14 protein-coding genes are annotated in these 25,690 nt (G+C 61.9%); 2 read left to right on the top strand and 12 right to left on the bottom strand.

Annotation, left to right across the window (positions count from 1 at the left end; all coding sequences use genetic code 11):
* Window positions 1-73: 73 nt before the first annotated feature.
* From glgB to J3P77_RS11375, 3 genes are read right to left on the bottom strand one after another with little or no spacing between them, the layout of a single operon-like run.
* On the bottom strand, window positions 74-2,311 hold the full coding sequence (gene glgB, locus J3P77_RS11385; protein WP_434676748.1) for a 1,4-alpha-glucan branching protein GlgB: 2,238 nt from the start codon (window positions 2,309-2,311) through the stop codon (window positions 74-76).
* Window positions 2,308-5,640: a maltose alpha-D-glucosyltransferase gene (gene treS, locus J3P77_RS11380; RefSeq protein ID WP_434676747.1), complete on the bottom strand. Its 3,333-nt coding sequence runs from the start codon at window positions 5,638-5,640 to the stop codon at window positions 2,308-2,310. Before treS ends, glgB begins: the two co-directional genes overlap by 4 nt.
* A gap of 16 nt (window positions 5,641-5,656) precedes the next feature.
* Window positions 5,657-7,678, bottom strand: a complete 2,022-nt coding sequence (locus J3P77_RS11375; protein WP_434681815.1) for an alpha-1,4-glucan--maltose-1-phosphate maltosyltransferase — start codon at window positions 7,676-7,678, stop codon at window positions 5,657-5,659.
* 371 nt (window positions 7,679-8,049) lie between these two features.
* Here J3P77_RS11375 and J3P77_RS11370 point away from each other — a divergent pair, with 371 nt between their 5' ends.
* On the top strand, window positions 8,050-8,208 hold the full coding sequence (locus J3P77_RS11370; RefSeq protein WP_434681813.1) for a hypothetical protein: 159 nt from the start codon (window positions 8,050-8,052) through the stop codon (window positions 8,206-8,208).
* 7 nt (window positions 8,209-8,215) lie between these two features.
* Here J3P77_RS11370 and J3P77_RS11365 read toward each other — a convergent pair whose 3' ends face one another.
* Complete coding sequence (locus tag J3P77_RS11365; protein ID WP_434681811.1) at window positions 8,216-8,770, bottom strand: MgtC/SapB family protein; 555 nt, start codon at window positions 8,768-8,770, stop codon at window positions 8,216-8,218.
* Between the two features lie 132 nt (window positions 8,771-8,902).
* Between J3P77_RS11365 and J3P77_RS11360 the strand changes: the two genes are divergently transcribed.
* A complete protein-coding gene (locus J3P77_RS11360; RefSeq protein ID WP_434681809.1) occupies window positions 8,903-9,136 on the top strand; it encodes a DUF3203 family protein in 234 nt (77 codons plus the stop codon).
* A gap of 9 nt (window positions 9,137-9,145) precedes the next feature.
* Here J3P77_RS11360 and J3P77_RS11355 read toward each other — a convergent pair whose 3' ends face one another.
* The 8 genes from J3P77_RS11355 to J3P77_RS11320 form a co-directional block, all read right to left on the bottom strand.
* The gene (locus J3P77_RS11355) at window positions 9,146-9,892 is read right to left on the bottom strand and encodes an SDR family oxidoreductase (RefSeq protein ID WP_434681806.1); all 747 of its coding nucleotides are present in this window, start codon (window positions 9,890-9,892) and stop codon (window positions 9,146-9,148) included.
* 117 nt (window positions 9,893-10,009) lie between these two features.
* Window positions 10,010-12,118 (bottom strand): putative bifunctional diguanylate cyclase/phosphodiesterase, encoded by a 2,109-nt coding sequence (locus J3P77_RS11350; RefSeq protein WP_434681804.1) that lies wholly within the window; start codon window positions 12,116-12,118, stop codon window positions 10,010-10,012.
* Window positions 12,119-12,284: 166 nt separating this feature from the next.
* Window positions 12,285-13,751, bottom strand: coding sequence for an efflux transporter outer membrane subunit (locus J3P77_RS11345; protein ID WP_434681803.1), 1,467 nt, complete (start codon window positions 13,749-13,751; stop codon window positions 12,285-12,287).
* Window positions 13,748-16,852 carry a multidrug efflux RND transporter permease subunit gene (locus tag J3P77_RS11340; protein WP_434681801.1) on the bottom strand — a complete coding sequence of 1,035 codons (3,105 nt, stop codon included), beginning with the start codon at window positions 16,850-16,852 and terminating at the stop codon, window positions 13,748-13,750. The genes J3P77_RS11345 and J3P77_RS11340 overlap by 4 nt, the downstream gene beginning before the upstream one ends.
* A complete protein-coding gene (locus tag J3P77_RS11335) occupies window positions 16,849-19,956 on the bottom strand; it encodes an MdtB/MuxB family multidrug efflux RND transporter permease subunit (protein WP_434681800.1) in 3,108 nt (1,035 codons plus the stop codon). Before J3P77_RS11335 ends, J3P77_RS11340 begins: the two co-directional genes overlap by 4 nt.
* Window positions 19,953-21,272, bottom strand: coding sequence for an MdtA/MuxA family multidrug efflux RND transporter periplasmic adaptor subunit (locus tag J3P77_RS11330; protein ID WP_434681799.1), 1,320 nt, complete (start codon window positions 21,270-21,272; stop codon window positions 19,953-19,955). Before J3P77_RS11330 ends, J3P77_RS11335 begins: the two co-directional genes overlap by 4 nt.
* Before the next feature lie 149 nt (window positions 21,273-21,421).
* On the bottom strand, window positions 21,422-21,922 hold the full coding sequence (gene tpx, locus J3P77_RS11325) for a thiol peroxidase (protein WP_434681798.1): 501 nt from the start codon (window positions 21,920-21,922) through the stop codon (window positions 21,422-21,424).
* Window positions 21,923-22,004: 82 nt separating this feature from the next.
* Window positions 22,005-25,685, bottom strand: coding sequence for a translocation/assembly module TamB domain-containing protein (locus J3P77_RS11320; RefSeq protein ID WP_434681966.1), 3,681 nt, complete (start codon window positions 25,683-25,685; stop codon window positions 22,005-22,007).
* Between the last annotated feature and the right edge of the window lie 5 nt (window positions 25,686-25,690).

The following is a 25,690-nucleotide window of genomic DNA, read 5'->3' as shown; positions in this document are numbered from 1 at the left end:
CCGGCAACAAAAAACGCCGTGTCCGGCCCCGGATTATTCCAGGCCCGAACACGGCGTCTGCCGTCATGTCAGCTTATTGCTCCGGTTCGGCAGCCTTGGGCTTGAGGATCAGCACCGCCAATGGCGGCAAGCTCAGGGACACTGAAACCGGCATGCCATGCGCCTTTTCCGGCTCGGTGTGCACGCCGCCGCCGTTGCCCATGTTGGAACCGGCGTAGCTTTCGGCATCGCTGTTGAGCAATTCCACCCAAGTGCCCTCGAACGGCACGCCCACGCGGTAACCCTCGCGCGGCACCGGTGTCAGGTTGGCCACCACCAGCAACGGCTCGCCCTCCTTGCTCCAGCGCATATATGCATAGACGCTGTTGGTCGCGTCGTCGCCGATCAGCCACTGGAAGCCCATGGGCTCCGCGTCGCGCTCATGCAGGGCCTTCTCGTCGCGATACAACCGGTTCAGGTCGCTGACAAGTTTCTTCACCCCAATGTGCTCGGCATACTGCATGAGGTACCAGTCCAGTTGCTCGTCATGATTCCACTCGCGCCACTGGCCGAATTCGCAGCCCATGAAAAGCAGCTTCTTGCCCGGATGAGTCCACATGAACGTCAGGTACGCACGCAGGTTGGCGAACTTCTGCCAACGGTCACCGGGCATCTTGTCGATGAGCGAGTGCTTGCCGTGCACCACTTCGTCGTGGGAAATCGGCAGGATGAAGCGTTCGGACCACGCATACATCAGGCCGAAGCTCAGCTCGCCGTGGTGATGCGCCCGATGAATCGGGTCCTGCTGCATGTAGTGCAGCGAGTCGTGCATCCAGCCCATGTTCCATTTGTAGTTGAAACCCAGGCCGCCCTGCTGGGGAGTCTGGGTGACACCCGGCCATGCCGTGGATTCTTCAGCGATAACCATAGTGCCCGGTGCTTCGACGGCGACCACGTCGTTGAGGTGACGCAGAAAGTCGATGGCTTCCAGGTTTTCCCGGCCGCCGAAACGGTTGGGCACCCACTCGCCGGCTTTGCGCGAGTAATCGCGATATAGCATTGACGCCACCGCATCCACGCGCAGGCCGTCGATATGGAAGTGCTTGAGCCAGTGCAAGGCCGACGCAATCATGAAGCCATGAACTTCGGTGCGACCCAGGTTGTAGATCAGTGTGTCCCAGTCCTGGTGGAAACCTTCCTGCGGGTTGCCGTACTCATAAAGCGCCGTGCCGTCGAACTGCGCCAGTCCGTGGGCATCAGTCGGGAAGTGGGCGGGAACCCAGTCCAGAATGACGCCAATTTCTGCCTGGTGGCAGGCATTGACGAACGCGGCAAAGTCCTCCGGCGTGCCGTAGCGGGCAGACGGCGCGAACTGGGCAAGTAGTTGATAACCCCAGGACCCGCCGAACGGGTGCTCCATGATCGGCATCAGTTCGATGTGGGTGAAGCCCAGTTCCTTGATATACGGAATCAGCCGGTCGGCCAGTTCGCGCCAGTTGTACTGGCGCCACTCGCCTTCTTCGTTCTGCTCCATCTGCCAGGAGCCTGCATGCAGCTCGTAGATGGACAGCGGCGCAGCCGGCGTATGGCGCTGGGCACGGGTTTCCAGCCACTGCTGGTCCTGCCAGTCAAACTGCAGAGTTCGTGCGACTTTGGAGGCCGTGTCCGGTGGCAGCGTCGTCGCGAGCGCCATCGGGTCGGACTTCAACGGAAGAATGCCGTGCGCGCCGAGCAACTCGTATTTGTACACCTCCCCCGGCTGCAGGCGAGGCACGAAGATTTCCCACACGCCGGAAGGATGGCGCAGGCGCATCGGGTGCCGGCGCCCGTCCCAATTGTTGAAGTTGCCGACTACCGAAGCGCGGCGGGCATTTGGCGCCCAGACCGAAAAGCGCACGCCTTCGACGCCGTCCACTGTCACGACCTGCGCACCCAGAGCGCTGCTCAGATCCCGGTGGTTACCCTCGGCGAACAGGTAAAGGTCCATTTCCCCGAGCAGCGGGCCGAAACTGTAGGGGTCTTCAGTGATCTGTTCCCCGCCCGCCCAGTTGATTTTCAGCAGATACGGCTGTGGCTGTTGCAGATGCCCGACGAAGAAGCCCGGCACCTCGCTCATCTCCAGCTCGCCCAACTCTCGCTGGTCGTCGCGGGCCAGCAGCCGCACGCTAAGCGCGCCGGGCAGATAAGCCCGGACGAACTGGCCACTGTCGCCGTCGCCGTGCGGGCCCAGGATCGAAAAGGGGTCGTGGTGTTCAGCACGGATCAACGCATCCATGTCCACCGAAGCAGGCATTGCGTTGCGACCCGTGCCGGTTTTGTCAGGTGCATTCATAGTGACTCTCCATCAGACAGTTGCAGCAACCCACGCAGCCCTTGCAACGGAACCGCCAGCCAGCTGGGACGGTTTTCAGCTTCGTAGATCACTTCATAAGCGGCTTTTTCCAGGGTGAACAGCTCCAGCGCGGCGCTCTCCCCGTCTTTGTCTTTCCATTGGTGGGCCATGCCGACGGTTGCGGCGCCATAGCCTTCGATGAATGCCTGGCGGGCCTGAGCCAGATAAGTGTCAGCGACGCGGCGGCGCGCGGCGGCCGCTTCGTCCGAGGTATCGACACTCTGCGCGCTGCGGATCGCCATGGCGGCCGCATAATCGAATGAGCGCAGAACACCACTGACGTCCTTGAACGGGCTGTGCTTGGCGCGTCGCTCTTGCAGCGGGCGAACCGGCTCGCCTTCGAAGTCGATCAGATAGGCGTCGCCTTTGACTACCAGCACCTGCCCCAGATGCAAGTCACCGTGCACGCGCATGCGCAGTCCACCTACCGAACGCATCGCGAGGGTTTTTACGTGTTTGCGGATACGCTCGCGGTTGGCAAGCAGGTCGGCAACCAGCTGCTGATCCTGCGGCTCCAGGTCTGCCTTGCGCTGTTCGAGGCGCTGCAAGGCGCGCTCCAGCTGCTCGGCGACGCTCTGACCTGATGCTCGACCTTCTTCCTCGCCGGTCTGCTCGGCAGCAAAGTCCGGGTTGTCGGTAGGCGCGGCAAGGATCTGATGCATCTCACCAAGACGCTGCCCCAGATGCCGCGCGAAATCGGCCAGCTCCAGCAGCGCGTTGTAATGCTGCTCCTGGCCGGACACGCCATGAGCCAGCTCGTCGCGGACGGCCCGTTCAAGATTGTTCTGTGTCCATTCCCACGCATCGCCCTGATTGCTCAGGTAGCCCTGGGCGATCATCAGCAGGTGTGGCTGGCCGTCGCTGTCGACGCGAACCACCGAGCCGAGCAGCGGCGAAATATGCTGATAACCGGCATTGGTCAGATACGCGCCCATTTCCAGTTCGGGGTGAACGCCACCGCTGACCTTGCGAATCAGTTTGAGGACCAGCGAACCGCCGACCACGACCGAACTGTTGGATTGCTCGGCGGACAGGTAACGAACTTCCGAATCCTGATTCAGGCCCAGAGCAGCAAGTTGCGCGGTCTGCTCGAAACGCAGATCGCCATCGTTGCTATGAATCACGGTGTGCGATTGCATGCCATGGATCACCGCGCGGATAAAGGTTTCCAAGGTAAACGCATCGGTGATCAGCCCTACCTGACGGCCACGGCGCACGCGGGCCAGTGCCAGTTGCTGCGGCAATGCACTGGCGATTTCGTCTTCCGCGAGCAGACCGAATGGCAACTGGTAGCGCTCCGTCTGCCCGCCTGCCGTCACTTCAATCTCATTAAGCAGCACGGGATGTGCCGCATCGCCGAACCGGACGGCATAGGCGATATGGACACGCTCGATAGGCCTGTCCTTGCCGCCGAACCATCGGCGCTTGGGCAGATAAACTGCGAGCGAGGTGTTTTCCATGGTGCCGCGAAGCGGCTCGTCGAGCAGCTCTTCCAGACGCTTCTTGAGTACCAGCGTCGGGAAGTCGGGCATGCTTTGGGCGGGTTCTACGTGCCAGCTGGGCATTTGATTCTCCGAAGCCAAAAGAAACCAGTAGAAGCCATAAGGGGGCAAGGTGAGCAGATAGTTCAATTGCCCGATTGGCGGAAACGCGCTGCCACCGAGCATTTCAACCGGCACGGTACCGGCATAGCCGGACAGATCCAGCTCCGCCGCCTGGGCCGCGCTCGACACGTTAGCCACGCAAAGCACGATTTCGCTGTGCCCGTCGGGCGCGGTGTACTCGCGCAGGTAGGCCAGTATTCGCCGGTTGGAAGGCGAAAGCATCTTCAGCGTGCCGCGACCAAAGGCCTTTTGCTGTTTGCGTACCGCCAGCATGCGGCGGTTCCAGTTGAGCAGCGAGTGCGGGTCTTTTTCCTGGCTCTCGACGTTTACCGACTGGAAACCATAAAGCGGGTCCATGATCGGCGGCAAAACCAGACTGGCCGGGTCGGCCCGCGAGAACCCGCCATTACGGTCGATGGACCACTGCATCGGGGTGCGAACGCCGTCGCGGTCGCCCAGATAAATGTTGTCGCCCATGCCGATTTCGTCGCCGTAATACAGGGTCGGCGTGCCCGGCATGCTCAGCAGCATGCTGTTGAGCAGTTCCACCCTGCGCCGGTCGCGCTCCACCAGCGGTGCCAGCCGGCGGCGGATACCCAGATTGATGCGCGCGCGGCGGTCGGCAGCGTAGTAGTTCCACAGGTAGTCGCGTTCACGGTCGGTGACCATTTCCAGCGTCAGTTCATCGTGGTTGCGCAGGAATATCGCCCACTGGCAGTTGGCCGGAATTTCCGGAGTCTGGCGCAGAATATCGGTAATGGGAAAACGGTCTTCCTGAGCCAGGGCCATGTACATACGCGGCATCAGCGGGAAGTGGAACGCCATGTGGCATTCATCGCCATTGGGCCCGCCGTGGCTGTCGCCGAAATACAACTGGGTGTCCTCCGGCCACTGGTTGGCCTCGGCCAGCAGCATCCGGTCCGGATAATTCGCGTCGATCTCGGCTCGGATGCGCTTGAGCACGTCGTGGGTTTCAGGAAGGTTTTCGTTATTGGTGCCATCGCGCTCGATCAGGTAGGGAATCGCGTCGAGGCGCAGCCCGTCGATCCCCATGTCCAGCCAGAAGCGCATCACGCCGAGTACCGCATTCATCACGTGCGGATTATCGAAATTCAGGTCCGGCTGGTGGGAATAGAATCGGTGCCAGAAATACTGGCCGGCGACCGGGTCCCAGGTCCAGTTGGACTTTTCGGTGTCCAGAAAGATGATCCGGGTTCCGTCGTACTTGCTGTCTGTGTCCGACCACACATAGAAGTCCCGTGCGCGCGAGCCTGGCTTGGCGTGCCGGGCCCGCTGGAACCAGGGGTGCTGGTCGGAGGTGTGGTTGATGACCAGTTCGGTGATGACCCGCAATCCGCGTTTGTGAGCCTGGGCGATGAACCGGCGGGCGTCGGCCATCGTCCCGTAGTCACTGTGGACTGCACGGTATTCGGAAATGTCGTATCCATCATCGCGGCGCGGCGACGGATAAAACGGCAGCAGCCAGATCGTATTGACCCCAAGCCCGGCAATGTAGTCGAGCTTGTCGATCAGGCCGGCGAAATCACCGATTCCGTCGTTGTTGGAGTCGAAGAAAGACTTTACATGAACCTGGTAGATCACCGCGTCCTTGTACCAGAGCGGGTCTTGCGTAAACGTGGCATCAGTAGCGGGCTTCTTCGCCATGACGGCTCCTTATTATTCAGTTGGCTGCCTTGATGCGCCAGATGCCGAATGGCTGATACGCAGGGTCGATACGCATCCACTGCACCTTGCCGTACCACGTCCAGCGGTGCCCGGTCATCAGGTCTTCACCCGAGGTTGCGGCGTCTTCCGGCAGGCCCATGTCCCACAACGGCAACTCGAAGTGCGCTTCCTGCACGTTGTGCGGGTCCATGCTGACGGCCACCAGAATGAAGTTGCTGCCATCTGCCGTGCGCTTGCCGAAATACAGGATGTTGTCGTTCCAGGCCGTGTACAGCTTGACGCCCAGATGGGTATGCAGCGCAGGATTCTGGCGGCGAATGCGGTTGAGCTGCGCGATCTCGGCGATGATATTGCCGGGTGCCGAAAAATCACGAATGCGGATCTGGTACTTCTCTGAATCCAGATACTCTTCCTTGCCCGGAATCGGCGCCGATTCGCACAGCTCGAAGCCCGAGTACATACCCCACAGGCCAGAGCCCATGGTTGCCAATGCGGCGCGGATCAGGAACCCGGCGCGCCCGGAGTTGTGCAGAAATACCGGGTTGATGTCCGGTGTGTTGACGAAGAAGTTGGGACGGTAGCACTCGCGCAGCGGCGACTCGTTGAGCTGGGTCAGGTACTCCGACAGCTCGGCCTTGGTGTTGCGCCAGGTGAAGTAGGTGTAGCTCTGCGAATAACCGACCTTGCCCAGACGCGCCATCATCGCCGGTTTGGTGAAGGCCTCGGCCAGGAACATCACCTCAGGATGCTGGCTGCGCACCTCGGCGATCATCCACTGCCAGAACGGCAACGGCTTGGTGTGCGGGTTGTCGACACGGAAAATCTTCACGCCTTCGTTGACCCAGCCCAGTACCACGTCACGCAGCTCAAGCCACAGGCTTGGAATGGCGTCCGGTGCGTAGAAGTCGACGTTGACGATGTCCTGATACTTTTTCGGCGGGTTTTCCGCGTAACGAATCGTGCCGTCCGGACGCCATGAGAACCAGCCCGGATGCTGCTGCAGCCACGGGTGGTCTTGGGAACACTGGATGGCGAAGTCCAGGGCGATTTCCAGGCCGTGCGCCGCGGCCGCTGCCACCAGCTCGCGAAAGTCCTCGCGGCTGCCCAGCTCAGGGTGAATGGCTTCGTGCCCACCGTCGGGGCTGCCGATTGCATATGGGCTGCCCGGATCGTTCGGGCCGGCGGTCAGCGAGTTATTCGGCCCCTTGCGATGGGCGCGGCCGATTGGATGGATCGGCGGGAAGTACAACACATCAAAGCCCATGTCACGGATCATGGGCAGACGCGAATGTACATCCTGGAAGGTCCCGTGCCGCTGGGGACTGTCGGTGATGGAGCGCGGGAACAGCTCGTACCAGCTGGCGAACTGCGCCAGCTCACGCTCGATATCCAGCGGGAACTCCACGCTGCGGCTGAGGAACATGCGGTTGTCAGCCTGCTCCATCAGGGCCGCCGTTTCGCTGTGCAACAACAGCGCAACCCGGGCTTCCTTGTCGCCCTTGGCCAGATGTGCGACCACGTCTTCCAGTTGCCCGCGCAACGGGCTCTGGCTACGCTCGGCCGCGTGAACCAGGTGGATGCGCCCTTCTTCGAGCTCAAGCTCGACAGGCACACCGGCGGCATACTTCTTCTCCAGTTCGTAGCGGTAGCTGGCGTACTGATCGATCCACGCTTCGATACGGAAGAGGTAACGACTTACCGATACCGGGGTGAACTCACCGACCCAGCTGTCGTTACCCAGGTCACGCATAGCCGTGGTATGCCAATGCTCTTCGTCGGCGGCCCTCCAGCGAATGCGCACGGCCAGTTTGTCATGCCCGTCGGCGAATACCTTGCTGGTGACCTTGACGGGTTGCCCGATGATTCCCTTGGCCGCAAAAGTGCCGCCTTCAATTACCGGTGTCGTGTCTTCGATCACGATACGCGGTAATTGCAGGGCCTGAGTCAGGGTCAAGGGGTAAGCGGTATTCGGAACATCGGAGGCCAGGTTGTCCGGGCCGTATGGCTGATCATTCATCGAGCATCACTCCTCACGCCCCAGGGACGCTCCTGTGCGGATCCATGCAATAAAAGATTGGTCATGCAGTGGCCGACAGCCAAGGTGTACGACTGCACTTGACCGGGTCGCCTGACTTTCCGAGCCGCCCGCATCGGCAAAAGTTCAAAAAGTTTCGGGTCGTGACGAGCGTAGACCAGAGTGCGGGAAGGCAGCGGCTGGAAGCGGTCGGCTCGTGCACGATCAAGCAATTTCTACGTACATCGCCCGCCCGGACGCCAATCACGTTCGGCAGCATTCACACAGTTGTGCAGGAGGCGACCGGGCGATTATGTGCAAAGACGGGTAGTCTGTATTGCGCGTCTCCCAAGAACCTGCAGAAGGAATCGCTCATGAACATCCCGATCCCGCCCGAAGCACCCGATCCGAACATTGATGATCCGAGCCTTCCCGTGCCACCGCCCGACGAAGAGCCGCCACCGACGATGCCGCCGGTCATCGAACCGCCGGTGGGTGATCCGCCTGCTCAGGAACAGCCTGTCATTCTCTGACCATCCCTTAGGGCGCCCGCCATTCATCATCGGTCTGGGCGCCCTGCTTGCCCGCTTTTTTTGTCGGTTCCGACTCGGGCACAGCATGTTCGATCCAGCGCGGGACCAGGCTCAATACGCCCAGGGCAAGCAGCGTACTGAGCACTGCGGTCGCTTCGCGGCCCATGCCCGCCGCCACGCCAATTGCCGCCGTCATCCACAGTCCGGCAGCGGTGGTCAGGCCCTTGACCTGCGCCGCGCTTCTGACGCCGTCCTTGAGGATGGTACCCGCACCCAGAAAACCGATGCCGGCAACAAGGCCTTGCACCACCCGGCTCAGGGCCGCGTCGTCGGCCCCGGCGAGTCGCGGCACGAGTACGAAAAGCGCCGCGCCCATGCACACCAGCATGTGCGTGCGAATCCCTGCCGCCTTGCCCCGGTGCTCACGCTCATACCCGAGTATGCCGCCCAGCAGAGCTGCGATCAGCAGGCGAACCGTGATGCGGGTCAACTGGGCGGGGTCGGTTATATCTGAAAATTCCGCTTGCAACGTGTCTATGACTTCCTGCCACCAACTGTTCATTCATGCTCCTCGATCTGCATACGCCGTATGACCGCAGCGAAGCGGCGGAGTGCTGACGTGCGGGGATCGAAGTCAGTGGCGGAACGTCGGGAATCGACCAGAATTGACAACAGCGCTCACAGGAGACAAGCCATGGCGGTGGAAATAGACAGCACAAGAAGGACCTGCTCAGCCAAGTTCGAAGACAGCTTGCTGATCAGCACAGTCGCCGAAGTGATCATCACCACCAACGACCAGACGCATATGTCTGAAGCGCTGATCGATGGCACGGCGGTGCCGGTTACCGAGGCAGAGGCGGATGCATTGACCGTGCATGGCGCCGATGATCAGCGCCATCACACGGTGGACCGAGGCGGCGCCATTTGAAGGGTGGCGTCAGCGACCGCCAGCCAGATCGATGAAGGTGCCCGTTGCATAGGACGCCTTGTCCGATAGCAGCCACAAAATGGCTTCCGCCACTTCTTCCGCAGTGCCGCCCCGACCCATGGGCAGCGCACCTTCAAGCTTGCTGATGCGAGATGGGTCGCCGCTCAGCGCATGGAATTCGGTGAAGATGAAGCCCGGCCGCACCGCGTTGACCCGAATACCCTCTCCCGCGACTTCCTTGGAAAGACCGATGGTGAAGGTGTCGATAGCCCCTTTGGACGCGGCGTAATCCACGTATTCGTTGGACGCACCCAACCGCGACGCCGCGGATGACACATTGACGATGCTGCCGCCGCTGCCGCCGTGGCCCGGCAACATGCGCAGCAGCGCGTGCTTGCTGCACAGCATCGGCCCGACGACGTTGGTCATCATCATCTTGAGCAGGCGAAATTCCGACATATCCTCCAGGCGCGAGGCGGTGGACAGCGTCCCGGCGTTGTTGACCAGATGCGTGATCCGCCCCAGTTCAGCGTCAATACGGGAGAACAGGCGGATGATTTCATCCTCGTTGCTGACGTCGGCCTGCACGGCAATGGCGTGCGCGCCCAGTGCGCGAACCTGCCCGCAGATCTTTTCGGCCGAGCCATGATCGGAGAGGTAGTTGATACAGATGCGATAACCCTGTGAAGCGGCGAGTAGCGCGGTGGCTGCTCCGATCCCTCGTGAGCCGCCAGTGATGAGGAGAACCTTTTCCATGTTTGAGTCTCGTACGCTCTTCGGGTCAAAGATAACGGCTGGCCCCGCGCCGACCAGGAACCGGCGAGGGCCACGCACGATCCTGCCAGCGTTTTAACATTAACGCCATCCGGCCGTTCACATCCTGCGAACCGACGGAATTGTCGCCAGCGTGCCCGGCGCAGCGGCAGAGCGGACGTGAGCCAGAAATTGCTGGGCCGGCAACGGATGTCCGAGCAGGTAGCCCTGCAGCGCGCTGCACCCCAGATCGGTCAGAAAGTTGCGCTGGACGCTGGTCTCCACCCCTTCGGCGACGATCCGCAGGTCCAACGCCTGCCCTAGCGCGACGATAGCCGAGATGATCGCCGCATCGTCGCTGTCGTGCTCCAGATCGCGTACGAAGCCGCGGTCGATCTTGATTTCGTTGGCGGGCAGGCGCTTGAGGTACATCAGGCTTGAGTAGCCCGTACCAAAGTCGTCGATGGACAGGTCGACACCCATGTCGGCGAGCTTCTGCAGCACCGCCAGACTGGCATCGGCATCACTCATGGCCGTGGTTTCGGTGATTTCCAGCGTCAGACAGTTGGCCGGCAGGCGATGCCGCACCAGCGTGTTGGCCACCATGTCGACCAGCGGCGCATGACAGAACTGCAGTGCTGACAGGTTGACCGCAATGCGCCAGTGACTGTAACCCTGCGCGTACCACTCGCGCATCTGGCGGCAGGCTTCATCCAGTACCCATTCGCCAATCGGCAGAATCAGCCCGGTTTTTTCAGCCAGTGCAATGAAGGCGTCAGGCCCCAGCAGACCACGTTGCGGATGCTGCCAGCGCAACAGGGCCTCGGCGCCCACCGCCTGGCCGCTCAACGCATCGAACTTGGGCTGGTAATGCAGGCAGAACTCGCGCTTGTCGATGGCGAGCCGCAATTCCTGCAGCAACTGCAGTTTATTGCGCGCATTGGTGTTCATCGACGGGTCGAAAAAGTTGTAGCCGTTCTTGCCGGCAGCCTTGGTGTGATACATGGCCGCGTCCGCATTCATCAGCAACTCATGCTGGGTTTCGCCGTTGCCGGGATAGATGCAGATGCCGATGCTGACCGAGACCTGCACCATGTGGTCGGCCACGTCGAAGTTTCTGGCGATCACGCTGACCTGACGCGCCGCGACGCTCAGCGCGTCCTGCGGGTCATCCAGCTCCATCAGCAAGACGAACTCGTCGCCGCCGATCCGGGCCAGCGTGTCCTGACGGTGCAGATTCTCGCGCAGGCGCGCGGCGACCTGACGCAGCAACTGGTCGCCGATGTGATGGCCGAAGGCGTCATTGACCGGTTTGAACCCGTCCAGGTCCATGAACATCAACGCGAAGCAGCCGCCCTTCTCGTTCACCTTTTCCATGGCCTGCTCGATCCGGTCAGTCAGCAGGATGCGGTTGGGCAGGCCTGTGAGCGTGTCGTGCAGTGCGAGCTGGGTAAGCTCGCGATTGGCTTCGAAGAGTGAGGTGGCCAGGACCGCGGTGCGTGCTTCGAGACGGGCGTCGAGAATCGAGGTGAGCAAGGTAATGCTGAGCACCGCCAGGCTGGTGATCAGCACCAGTTTATCCAGGCCATCGGTGTGCAGGCCGGTGTTCAAGGCGCCGCAAAAACTGCCCTCGGCGAAGTTTGCCGCAGCCATGCCGGTGTAGTGCATGCCGACGATCGCCATACCCATGACCACTGCGGCACCGGCCCGCGCCAGACGAACCCGAGGCGTGTGCTGACGCAAACGAAAGGCGATCCACAGCGCCGCTGCCGAGGCCAGCACAGCGATCAGCACCGACAGACCGAACAATTGCGGGTCGTAATCGATGCCGGGCTGCATCAGCATCGCGGCCATGCCGATGTAGTGCATCGAGCTGATGCCCACACCCATGAACAGCGCGCCGAGCGAGAGATGCAGCCATGGCAGCTGTGGCTGGCTGACCAGCCACAAGGCAAACCCGGCGGACAGCATGGCCGCCAGCAACGAAGCCAGGGTCAGCGAGATATCGAAACCAAGGTCCACTGGCAGAACGAAGGCCAGCATGCCGATGAAATGCATGGACCAGATGCCCACGCCCATGGCAAAAGCGCCGCCACCGATCCAGAAATAGACGGCGCGCCCCTTTGCCGAGGCTATGCGACCGGCCAGGTCGAGCGCGGTGTATGAGGCGAAAATCGCCACCAGAACCGATATGACTACCAACGATGGTATGTAGCTACCGCTTAACATAGAACTCACCGAAACAAGGATCGAACGTCGCATCCATGCTGGTCGTCGGCGGATTCTACGCAATCGGCAAAATTTGTCGCGGTATCCCGTCGAAAATTATGGCTATAGGCCATATATTTTCCGAGACCTCAAGTTTCGCCGAAAGCGGCCGGTCATGACTGCACGGTCACTCCTTTACTACAAGCCCGTCTGTTGCATCCCACCCGCCGCCCAGTGCCGCGATCAGCTGGACGCTTGCCACCAGCCGATTCTGCAGCACATTGAGCACGCTGCGTTCGTTACTCAGTGCCGTCGCTTGAACGTTGACGACATCCAGATAGCCGATAAGCCCGGCTTTGTACTGATTGCTGGTCAGGCGCAGCGATTCGCGCGCCGACTCAAGCGCTTCCTGGCGCACCGAAGCTTCCTGTTCATAGACCTGAAGCTGGACCATATAATTTTCCACTTCCTGGAATCCATCCAGCACGGTCTGTCGGTATTGGGCGACGGTCTGATCATAGACGGCTTCCGAGCGTTCCACCTCCGCAGAGCGCCGTCCGCCATCGAACAAGGTCAGCGCCAGTTGCGGGCCGACCGACCAGAAACGGTTCGGCAGGCTGATCCAGTTGGCGAACGTACTGCTGCTGTATCCGCCGCTCAGACTCAGCGTGAAGTCCGGGTAATACGCGGCCTTGGCTACACCGATGTTGGCGTTGGCAGCCATTACCGAACGCTCGGCGGCGGCGATGTCCGGACGCCGCTCCAGCAGCTGCGAAGGAATGCCCACCGGAATTTGCGGCAACGCGGGCATCGTCGTGCTGGCAGCCAGATTGAACTCCGCCGGAGCCATGCCCATCAGTACGGCAATCGCATTTTCGAACTGGGCGCGTTGCCAGACCAGATCGATCAGGTCCGCCTGCGTGCTTTTGAGCTGGGTCTGGGCCTGCGCCACGGCGTCACGCCCGGAGATCCCGGCGCGGTATTGGTTTTGGGTCATGGTCAACGAGCGCTGATAGGCCTCGACCGTGGCTTCGAGCAGGCGTTTTTGCTCATCGATGACCCGCAGCTGCAGATAGTTTTGTACCAGCTCCGACTGCAGACTCAGCCGCATGGCCGCCAGATCCGCCAGACTGGCCTGGGCGCTGGCAGTGTCGGCCTCAAGGCCGCGGCGCAACTTGCCCCAGATATCGGCTTCCCAGCTCACCCCCAACTGGGCGTTGTAGGTGTCACGAATCCCGCTGCTGTTGTTGCTCAGGCTCGAACTGCTGCTCCCGGTGCCCTGGCTGGAGCGCGTCTTGCCGGTGGTCAGGTCGAGGGTCGGCAGAAACGCGGCGCGCGAGCTGCGCACCAGCGCGCGAGCCTGCCGGAACTGAGCCTCATACTGAGCGACCGTCTGGTTGGAAGTATTGAGGCGCTCGACCAGTGCGTTCAGCTGCGCGTCACCATAGATTTCCCACCATGCGCCGCGGGCTATCGCATCGCTGGGCGTCGCCTGACGCCAGCCTTCGGCGGCCTTGAACTGAACCGGTGTCGCCATTTCCGGCGTGTGATAGTCCGGACCGACCGCGCATGCGCTCAACAGCAGGACCAGGCTCAGCGCGACGGGACGGGCCAGTCGGGAAACAGGGGTGGCAACAGCCAGGCGTTCGGTCATAGCGGGTTTTCCAGAGCAGCATCAGTGCGCACACCGCGCCATGCATTGAAGCGATGGCGGGCGCGGTCGAGATAAAGGTAAACCACAGGCGTGGTGTAAAGCGTCAGGATCTGGCTGAACACCAGGCCGCCGATGATCGTCAGCCCCAGCGGCCTGCGCATTTCCGCGCCCTCCGCGGTGCTCAGCAACAACGGCAAGGCACCAAGGATTGCCGCCATGGTGGTCATCAGAATCGGCCTGAGCCGTTGCAGACAGGCGCTGCGGATCGACTGTTGCGGACTCATGCCGCTGTCACGCTCAAGGTGCAGCGCCAGATCGATCATCATGATGGCGTTCTTCTTCACCACCCCGATCAGCAGAAACAGGCCCAACAGCGAGATCAGACTGAATTCGCTGCCCAGCACGTAGATCGACAGCAAGGCGCCAACCCCGGCCGAAGGCAATGTGGACAGAATGGTCAGCGGGTGAATATAGCTTTCATACAAGATGCCGAGCACCAGATACACCGCCAGCAAGGCGCCGAGGATCATCCAGGGCTGGCTCTTCTGGGTCGAGGCGAACGCGCTGGCGGTGCCCGCCATCTTGGCGATGACCTCCGACGGCAGTCCCACCGCAGCCACGGCGCGTTCGATGGCGACTGTCGCCTGATCGAGGGTCGCGCCTTCAGCGATGTCGAACGAGATGCTTTCCGAGGCGAACTGGCCGTCATGGGAAACCCGGTCATTTTCCAGGCTGCGCTCGTAATGCGCGATGCTCGACAGCGGCACGCGCGCGCCATCGGCGGTAATCACCTGGACCTGCTGCAGAGTCACCGGGTCCTGGGCGTATTTGGGATTGACCTCCATCACCACCTGATACTGGTTCAAGGTGTCGTAGATGGTGGAAACCTGGCGCTGGCTATAAGCGTTGTTGAGCACGGTGGTGACCATGCTCATGTCGATACCCAGACGCTTGGCGGCATCGCGATCCACTACCAGCGTCACTTGCTGGGCACCACGCCCCTCGCGGGCATCGATGGCGGTCAGTTGCGGCACCGCTTTGAGCGCGGCAACCACTTTCGGGTACCACTCGCGCAGCTGAGTGAGGTCGCCGCTTTGCAGGATGTACTGATACTGCGAGCTGGTCTGTTCGCGTCCGCCACCCAGCTGCAGATCCTGGTCGGGCGCGAGGAACAGGCGCCCGCCCGGAACGTGCGGCAGATTCTTGCGCAGCCGCTCGACCACTTTCTCGGCAGCCAGCTTGCGCTCGCCAATGGGTTTGAGCCGCACGATCAGGAACGCATTGTTGGTGCCGCCGCTGCCGCCAATGAATCCCGCGACACTTTCCACCGCCGGGTCGGCCAGAATCGCGCGGCGGAAGATTTCCATTTTCGGTTGCATGACCTTGAACGACAGCCCGTCGTCGCCCCGCACAAAACCCATCAACTGACCGGTGTCCTGCTGCGGCAGGAACGTCTTGGGCACCACGACATAGAGCGCGATGTTGACGGCGATGGTCACCAGCAGGCTCAGCAGCGTCAGGCGCGGATGGCGCAAGACCCAGCCGAGTGAACGATCATAGCCGGAAACCATGCGGTCATTGGCGCGCTGGCTCCAGCGCTGGAAAGCATTTTGCTCACCGCCGTGCGGCTTCAGCCAGCGAGCGCAGAGCATCGGCGTCAGCGTCAGCGATACCACCAGCGATACCACGATGGCCACCGACAGCGTGATCGAAAACTCACGAAACAGGCTTTCCACCAGACCGCCCATGAACAGGATGGAAATGAACACGGCCACCAGCGACACGTTCATCGACAGCAAGGTGAAACCCACTTCCTTGGCGCCACGAAAGGCCGCGGTCATCGGGTCCACCCCATCGTCGATATGCCGGGAAATGTTCTCCAGCACCACAATGGCATCGTCTACCACCAGCCCGGTGGCCAGGATCAGCGCCATCAGTGACAGGTTGTTCAGAGAGAACCCGCACAGGTACATCACCGCGAACGTGCCAACCAGCGACACGGGCACCGCCAGCGTCGGAATCAACGACGCGCGGAAACTGCCCAGAAACAGAAACACCACCATGACCACCAGCACCACGGCGATCAGCAGGGTCATTTCGGCCTCATGCAAAGTGGCGGTGATGACCGGGGAGCGGTCCATCGCCAGGTCGAGTCTGACGCTGGCCGGCAGAACCGCCTGCAACGCCGGCAACTGCGCCTTGATCTGCGCAACCGTTTCGATGATGTTGGCGCCGGCCTGACGGTTGATCACCAGCAGCACCGCGGACCGATCGTTGAAAAACCCGCTGTTGTAGCGGTTCTCCACGGCGTCACTGACCTTGGCGACATCCTTGAGGCGCAATGCCGCGCCGTCCTGGTAACGAATGATCAGCGGCGCATAATCCGCAGCCTTCTCCAACTGGTCATTGGCTTGTACCTGCCAGTTGTGCTCGGCGTTCTCCACCGAACCTTTGGGGCGACGCACGTTGGTGTTGGTTATCGCGGTTCGCACGTCATCCAGAGATACCCCGTACTGATCGAGCATGTGCGGCTCCAGCTCGATGCGCACCGCAGGCAGCGAGCTGCCGCCGATTTGCACCTCGCCTACACCCGACACCTGAGACAGGCTCTGCGACAGAATGGTCGAGGCCAGGTCGTACAGCTGGCCTTTTTCCAGCACTTCGGACGTCAGTGCCAGCACCATGATCGGCGCCTGTGACGGGTTGACCTTCTTGTAGGTAGGCATACTGCGCATGCCGCTGGGCAGCAGGTTGCGCGATGCATTGATCGCAGCCTGGACTTCGCGCGCCGCGCCGTTGATGTCGCGGTCCAGATCGAATTGCAGGATGACCCGCGTCGAACCCTGGCTGGAACTGCTCGACATGGAGCTGATGCCGGCGATGGTACCAAGCGAGCGTTCCAGCGGCGTGGCCACGCTCGACGCCATGATTTCCGGACTGGCACCGGGCAGACTGGCCGACACGACGATGACCGGGAAGTCCATGTTCGGCAGCGGCGCAACCGGCAACAGGCGGAAGCTGACCGCGCCCAGCAGCAGGATCGCCAGACTCAGCAGGACCGTGGCGACCGGTCGACGTATGAACGGGGCAGACAGGTTCATGCGTCAGCCTGTTCCAGGCGCGCGGAGCCGGGTTTACGGGCCCAGCGGCGACCCAGGCGGTCGAAGTACAGGTAGATCACCGGCGTGGTGAACAGCGTAAGGATCTGGCTGACCAGCAACCCGCCGACCATCACCAGACCCAGCGGCTGACGCAGCTCGGCACCGGAGCCGGTGGCGAGCATCAGCGGCACCGCGCCGAACAGGGCCGCGAGCGTGGTCATCAGGATCGGCCGGAAGCGCAGCAGCGCCGCCTCGTAGATTGCCGTTTCGGGGTCCACGCCACGATTGCGCTCTGCGTCGAGGGCGAAGTCGATCATCATGATCGCGTTCTTTTTGACGATGCCGATCAGCAGAATGATGCCGATAATGGCAATCATGCCCAGATCATTGCCGCTCAACATTAACGCGAGCAACGCACCGACTGCCGCCGACGGCAGTGTCGAGAGAATCGTGATCGGGTGGATATAGCTCTCGTAGAGCACACCGAGCACGATGTACATGGTGACCACGGCCGCGAGGATCAGCAGCAGCGTGCTGGACAGAGATGCCTGAAACGCTTCGGCCGCACCCTGAAACTGGGTCTGGACGCCGAGCGGCATGCCAATTTCTTTCTGCACCTGCTCGATGACCTGCACCGCCTCGCCCAGCGCGATGTCGGGCGCCAGGTTGAACGACATCATCACCGCCGGGAACTGACCGATGTGGGCAATGGCCAACTGCGCCTGACGCTGTTCGACACGCGCCAGGCTCGACAGCTTGACCTGCGCGCCGTCGGTGGTCTTGACGTGAATCTGTTCCAGCGCCTGCGGGCCCAGCTCGTTCGCAGTGTCGGCTTGCAACACCACGCGATACTGGCTGGCCTGCGTATAAATGGTGGAAATCTGTCGCTGGCCAAAGGCGTCATACAGTGCATCGGTGATATTGGCGACACTGACGCCGACACGGCTTGCCGCATCGCGATCGATCGACAGATAGACCTGCAGGCCCTTGTCCTGAAGATCGCTGGCCACGTCCGTCAGTTCGGGCCGTGCCGCGAGGGCGTCGACCAGTTTTCCACTCCACAGGCTTAACAGTTCGGCGTCCGGCGACGACATGCTGAACTGATACTGGGTGCGGCTTACACGGTCTTCGATGGTCAGATCCTGCACCGGCTGCATGAACAGACGGATGCCGGACAGCTTGTCCAGCTGCGGCTGCAGCCGCTGGATCACCTCGGTGGCGGTGAGGTCCCGCTCGCCATGCGGCTTGAGGTTGATCAGCAGACGACCACTGTTCAACGTGGCATTGTCGCCATCCACGCCTATATAAGAAGAAAGGCTGGTGACCGCGGGGTCTTGCAGAATGATGTCCGCCAGCGATTGCTGACGCTCGCTCATCGACGCAAACGACACCGATTGCGGCGCTTCGGAGATACCCTGAATCACCCCGGTGTCCTGCACCGGGAAGAAGCCCTTGGGTACTGCGATGTACAGCAGAACGGTCAATGCCAGCGTGCCGATGGCCACCAGCAGTGTCAGTGGCTGATGCTTGAGTACCCAGCGCAGCTTGCCCGCATAAACGTCGATCAACCAGTCTATCCATGCGCCGCTGGCCTTGTAGAAGCGGCCCTGCTCTTCTTCCTTTGGCTCACGCTTGAGCAGCCGCGCGCACATCATCGGTGTCAGCGTAAGCGAAACCACCAGGGAGATCAGGATCGCGACCGCCAGGGTGATGGCGAACTCGCGAAACAGCCGACCTACCACGTCCGCCATGAACAGCAGCGGAATCAGTACGGCAATCAGCGACAGGGTCAGCGAAATCAGGGTGAAGCCGATCTGCTTCGCGCCCTTGAGCGCGGCCTGCATTGGCGTTTCGCCCTCTTCGATGTGCCTGGATATGTTCTCCAGCATCACGATCGCGTCGTCGACCACGAAACCGGTGGCGATGGTCAAGGCCATTAACGTCAGGTTGTTGATCGAGAATCCGGCCACGTACATCACGCCGAATGTCCCGATCAGCGACAGCGGCACCGCGATCGATGGAATGATGGTCGCGCTGAGCCTGCGCAGAAACAGAAAAGTGACCAGAACCACCAGCACAATGGCGATCAGCAACTCGTGTTGCACGTCGGTGACCGAGGCGCGGATGGTCTGGGTGCGATCAGTCAGTACCGCAACGTCCAGCCCGGCCGGCAGGTTATCGGTGATGCCCGGCAACATGGCCTTGATGCTGTCGACCACTTCGATCACGTTGGCGCCGGGCTGGCGCTGGATGTTGAGCAGCACGGCCTGACTGCGGTTGGCCCAGGCGGCCAAGCGTTCGTTCTCGGCGCCGTCGACGATTTCCGCGACGTCTTTCAGGCGCAGCGGCGCGCCGTCCTTGTAGGCCAGAATCAGGTTGGCGTATTCCTCGGGAGACTTGAGCTGATCGTTGGCATCAAGCATCGAGACACGGGTCGGACCGTCGAAGTTACCTTTTGGCTGGTTGACGTTGGAAGCACTGACCAGCGAACGCACGTCCGCCAGATTCAGGCTGTTGGCGGCCAGCGCCTGAGGATTGACCTTGATCCGCACCGCCTGACGCTGACCGCCGGCAATACTGACCATGCCCACGCCACTGATCTGCGAGATACGCTGGGCCATGCGCGTGTCGACCAGATCGTTGAGCTGCGGCAGCAGCATGGTCCTGGAGGTGATGGCGAGCGTAAGCACCGGCGTATCGGCCGGATTGACCTTGTTGTAGACCGGCGGCGCAGGCAAATCATCAGGCAACAGGTTGGTAGCGCCGTTGATGGCGGCCTGCACTTCCTGCTCGGCCACGTCCATGTTGATGTCGAGGCTGAATCGCAGGGTGATGACCGAGGCACCACCCGAGCTGGTCGACGCCATCTGCGTCAGGCCGGGCATCTGTCCGAACTGCCGTTCCAGCGGTGCGGTCACCGCGCTGGTCATGACCTGCGGACTCGCGCCCGGATACAAGGTCATGACCCGGATGGTCGGGAAGTCTACTTGCGGCAGCGCCGACACAGGCAGCAAGGTGTAGGCGATAAGGCCGGCCAGCACAATGGCCAGCATGCTCAGTGTCGTTGCGACCGGACGCAGGATGAACAGGCGGGACATGTTCATACGCGAGGTGTTTCCGCCTTGCCGATCATCGCCGATTTGTCGGTGCTCTTGGTCGGCTTGCCCTGCAACTGCTGGCCGGGCCCGGCCGGCACGTCCTTGCTGTCGCTGACCACTTCGACCTCCGCGCCGTCGCGCAGGCGGTCCGTGCCTTCCAGCACAACTCTCTGGCCCGCGGCCAGACCTTCGGTGATCACCGTCGACTGCTCGTCGCTCGGGCCGGTCTTGAGCAGGCTGATCCTGACCTTCTTGTCGCCGTCCAGCACGTAGACAAACGTACCGTTGGTGCCGAACTGCACGGCTGCGGTAGGCACCAGCACGGCCTGTCGAAGGGTATCGGCGCGCAGCCGGACATTGACGAACTGATTGGGGAACAGCGTTTCGTCGCGGTTATCGAACCGAGCCTTGAATTTAAGGGTGCCAGTGGCGACGTCAATCTGGTTGTCCAGGCTCGCCAGCACGCCGGTCGCCTGCATCTGTACATCGCCGCGATCCCAGGCTTCGACCGGCAGCTTGTCACCGGTGCGATAACGCGCCAGCACTGCTGACAGGTCTTTTTCCGGCAGGGTGAAATTGACCGAAATCGGCTGCGTCTGGGTGATCACCACCAGCGCGGTGGTGTCGTTGGCGGCCACCAGATTGCCGACATCCAGTTGCTTTAGGCCCACGCGCCCGGCAATCGGGGCGCGGATGCGGGTGAATTCGAGGTTCAGTTTAGCCTCGGCGACCGCCGCCTGATTAGTCTTGATCGTGCCCTGGTACTGGTTGACCAGCGACTCGGCGGTATCGAGGGTCTGCTTGGCGATGCTGTCCTCGGCGTACAGACCGCGATAACGCTGTACATCGAGCTGAGCATTCTTCAACAGCGCCTGATTGGTCGCCAGCGTGCCTTCGGCCTGTTGCAGGGCGACCTGATAACTGCGCGGGTCGATCTCGGCGAGCAGATCCCCGGCCTTGACCATCTGTCCTTCCTGAAAGTGAATCTTGACCAACTCCCCCGCTACCCGGCTGCGCACATTGATGGTGTTGGTCGCGGTCACCGTACCCAATGCCTTGTAGTAGATCGGGAAGTCGCCTTGCGTCACGGGTGCCACGCGTACCGGTACCGCAGCTGCAGAGCCGCCGAAGCCCGGACGCACCGGACCGCCCGCGCGCGCTTGCCCTTTGGCCGGCGCGGCACCGGTTGCAGCGTCCTTTTGATCGGCCGACGAAGGCCAGAACCACCAGCATAGAGCGACGATGACCAGCAGGATCAGCAGGCTGATCAGCCAGCGACGAGAGTTACGGGGGCCAGACGATTGCATGAATAGATCAACCATTACGGACGGGGCATGTTCAGGAGGCTGAACAATAAGCACAGATGAGCGACAAGCAAAGCGCCTTTACCAAGCGCTTACTTTTGTTAAACGGTTGAGGTACCGATAAAAAACGGCCTGAAGACATTCAGGCCGTCTGGGTGCAACCGCTATTACTTCAACGCTGCGAGGGCTGCGTCGTAGTTCGGCTCTTCGGCGATCTCGGAAACCAGCTCGCTGTGCAGGACATTGTCGTTTTCGTCCAGCACAACGACGGCGCGAGCGGTCAGTCCGGCCAGCGGGCCGTCGGCGATGGCGACGCCATAGTTACGGCTGAAATCGGCGCTGCGAAAGGTCGACAGGTTCTGCACGTTCTCCAGACCTTCGGAACCGCAGAAGCGCGCCTGAGCGAATGGCAGGTCGGCCGAAATGCACAGCACCACAGCGTTTTCCAGAGCGTTGGCCTGAGCGTTGAACTTGCGCACCGACGTGGCGCAGGTCGGGGTATCCACGCTCGGAAAAATGTTGAGCACTTTGCGCTTGCCGGCAAAGCTGCCCAGGGATACGTCAGCCAGACCGGCGCCGACCAGGGTAAAGGCCGGTGCCGCACTGCCGGTCTTGGGCAGCTCGCCTTCGATCTGAACGGGGCCGCCTTTGAGAGTCACTTGAGCCATGAAATCGGGTCCTTGTATCAACAGTTGTAAGAGCCGGAAGTTAAGCACGAAAGCAGCCGGCAGGTCGACGCGCAACCGGTGTTCAGAAGTCGCGCTTGTAAAAGATATCCAGCGAGCTGGCAATTCCACTCGCGGCTTCCAGATATACCCGCTTGCTCAGCAGATACCGCAACGCGATGGTATTGGCCGGCTCGAACACCCCCACGCCGTACCGCAGGCTGAGCTTGTCGGTGATCTTGCCGCTGGCTACCACGTTGGTCTCGTCGCCGGTCCCGGAGGTGTCCAGCTCAAAGTCCTTGATACCCAGATTTTCCGCCAGCTTGCCGGTGGTCGACGCGCTGCCGGCAACGCCAAGCGCCAGCGCGGCCTGGGCAACCATGTTGGTGTCTTCGCTCGACTCACCCAGCGGCCTGCCCATCACCAGATATGACAACGCCTGTTCCTGGCTCATCGCCGGTTCGGAAAACACCTGGGTCGTGGGTTGCTCGGCGCTGCCGGTCAGGCGAATGCCGGCGATGACGTCGTCGGTCTGCCGGATCGCCTCGATATCCAGATAAGGCTGGGAGATCGGCCCGGCGAACAACAGTCGCGCTCTGCGGATGGTCAGGCGCTGACCGTAAGCACGATAGCGGCCGTCTTTCAGGTTCAGCTCGCCACGCGTATCCAGGTTGTCACCGATATGGAAATGCCCGGCCAGATTGGCGGTAAGTCCGAAGCCGCTGAACGCCAGACGCTCCTCGCCCACTTCGACGTCGATATCCATCGCTATCGCCATCGGCGGCTTGCCCTCCTCCGTCTGCTGGCCGACGATCACCGTGTCCTCGGAGACCTTGACCGTCGACGGCGGCAACTCTCGCACGGTGATCGTCCCCTTCGGCACCCGCACCTTGCCGGACACGGCGAGCCGGTCGCCCTGCATGGCGATTTTCAGGTCGGGCGCGGCTTCGACGGTTGCGTACGGCTCGACCGTGATCGGCAGCTGCGAGCCCTTGAGGTTCAGGTCCACCAGCAGCGCCTGCGCCCAGCTTATCTGCCCGCGCAATGCACCCTGCCCGGCGGCGCCACCTTTCCAGCCGCCATCGATCTGCACGCTTTCTCCGGCGATGAACGCCTGGAGCCGGAGGTCGCGCAGCTCCATCGGCAGTTCGGGACCGGACACTTCACCGCCTTCGAGCGTGACGCTGCCATTGACCTGCGGTGCCAGCAGACTACCGGACAAGCGCCCGCTACCGTTGAGTCGCCCTTCAAGCTTCTGCACCATCGGTGCGAACGGACGGGCGACGGAGATATCCAGCCCGGACAGGTTGAAGTCGCCGGTCACGGGCTTGTCTTTGGCGACGGGATCGATGCGTGCGTTCAACAACAGGCGCCCCAGTTTCGCGCCATCGAAATCGAGCCGGGTGTCGATCAGTTTGGGTGTCAGGTTGCTGTCGAGTTTGAGCGCCCGGTACGGGAAGTCCAGCCACTGGTCCTTGTCCCTGATCCGCAGCGTGCCGCCGCTTGCATCGACGGATATCCGCCCGGAAGGACCTGCCGCCGGAACGTCCAGATTGACATCGGCGTTAAGGATGCCTCGCCAGGCCAGGTCCTTGGGCAGCCACTGGGCCAGGCTTTCCAGCGCGAAATTCTTCAAGTGGTAGCGCAAGCGCGGCTCGGGCATCAGACGCTGGTCTTCACCACACAGGCTCGCGGCCCCGGACAGCCAGCAGTGGGCACCGAAGTCCAGTCGACCGTCAGCCAGGTACTCCAGCCGGGCCGGGCGTTGCAGGCGCCAGTCCTGGCCGCCTGCCTGCACTCGTCCGCTACCCAGTCGGCCCCGCCAGTTGCCCTGATCCAGCGTGCCGTCTAGCCCCAGCGCCAGATTCAGGGTCGGGCCGGTCAGGTCCAGTTTGAGCTGTTGCGCCTTCATCGTGCCTTGGGCGTCGAGGTTCAACTCGCCCAGACGTGTATCGCCGGTCTGTATGCCACTGCCCTTCAACGTGAGCATGCCGCGCTGGGCAGAATCGACACGGGCCGTCAGGTTGAGCGCTTGCAAGCGGTTCGCGTCGAGGGCCAGCTGACTGCCCTGCAAAGCCAGCTGCCCCTGCGGCGCGTTCAGGGTTCCAGCCAGATCGAGGCGACCCTTGACCCGCCCTTGCAAGCGTGGCCACAGCTGCGCAAGGCGCGGCATATCGATATCGAGCTGACCAGCCAGACGCTGCTGCAGACTGCCCGCGCCCTGAATCCGGTTGTCGCCCAGACGCACATTCAGCGCGCTGAGGTTCCAGACGTCTCCACCACCGTCGGCCGTGGCCTTAAGCACTGCGGGCTGGCCGCGAAGGCGGCCTTTGAGATCAAGATCCGCGTCGAGTTGCAGGCGTTCGTTTTTCAGCTGGCCCTTGCTGCGCAGCGGCCCGGCCAGCGTGCCGGGCAGCTCGGCCACCCAGAACGACGGATCCAGCGCGCTCAGGTCCAGCGCCGTGTCCCAGCCGATGCCGTCGGCAAATTGCAGATTCAGGTGTCCCGAGGCCTTACCCTGCCCGGCGATCAGTTCCAGCTGCGGCAAGTAGATACGCTGCAGATCACCGCTGAACGGGCTGCCGAGGCTGAATGCACCAGCCGGGCCGTCGAGCCGGCTGTCAAAATGCCCCAGATATTTGCCATCGGTGTAGGAAACTTCCCCGTTGAACGCACGCAGCGCAACTTGAGGCTCGCTGCCGAGTGGGTACAGCCTCTGCCATGGAAAATCCTTCCAGTCGATGCGCGCGTCGGCTTTGAAAGCGGATTCCCAGTTGAGCTTGCCGTCGAGCGTCACGCGCTGCTCCTCGCCGGACCTGAGGTCCAGTGCGGCAATGTCGGCACCTTTGGCGTCGACGCGGCCGCGCAGCAGCAGAGCAATCGGCCCCTGCTGCGCTGGCAGGCTGGAGGTGCCGTCGAGACGGTAACCGCTGTCAAGATCGCCTTCGGCCTTGAGCAAAAGATTCTCCAGCTGCAAGGTATCCGGCAGCCCGGCGCTTGGCTTGAAGCGCTCGGAGGTCAGGGTCAGACGCGCCGGCAGGTGCTCGGCGAGCGGCTGCAGCTCACCCAGCAATTGCCCTTGCAGGTAGCCGGTACTGTCGGCCTTCAACTGCAGGGTTTCGAGCAGATCGCCTTTGATGTTCAGCGCCAGCATCCACGGTTGACTGTCCTGTGCCGGCAATTGCAGGTTGCCTTGAACGGCGAGTGGCCAGTTGCCGGTGGGGTTTAGCAGTCCCTGGAGGTCCAGGACCAGATCGTCGCGCTGCAGATGGATGCTGTCGATACGCAGACCCTCAGCGGCCCAGTGAGCAGCCAGTTTCAGGTCCTTCAACTGCTCGGCACCGTCCAGTTGCAGGCTGCCAAGCTGGATATCCTGTAGCACAAGCTTCACCGGCAGTTGCAGATCGGGCAAAGCCAGCGGATTTTCACTGGCCGGCTGATCGCTGGGCGCAAACTGCAGACGTACCTGCGCGGCGTGCAGTTGATCGATGCACAACGTGAGCTTCAACAGGCAGCCAGGGGACCAGCGAAACGCTGCCGCGTCGATCTCGACCCGGTCCTGGCCTTGCAGCCAGACCAGGCGCTCGGCACCCCATTGCCCGCCAAGACGGCCGGCGAAATTCTCCACCTGCAAACCGGGCACGCGGCCCAGCGCCCAGCGGCTGCCAGCCTGGGTGCCGAGAATCAGCGAAACGCTGACCAGCAGCACAATGACCAGCGCAATCAGGCTGAGACCGATCCATTTTGCGCTGCGTTTGATTGTCACGCTGT

Origin of the sequence: Pseudomonas sp. R1-18, assembly GCF_051132095.1 — a bacterium.
GTDB lineage: Bacteria > Pseudomonadota > Gammaproteobacteria > Pseudomonadales > Pseudomonadaceae > Aquipseudomonas.
The sequence above is the reverse complement of the archived record's forward strand: the minus strand, read 5'-3'. Positions and strand labels throughout refer to the sequence as shown.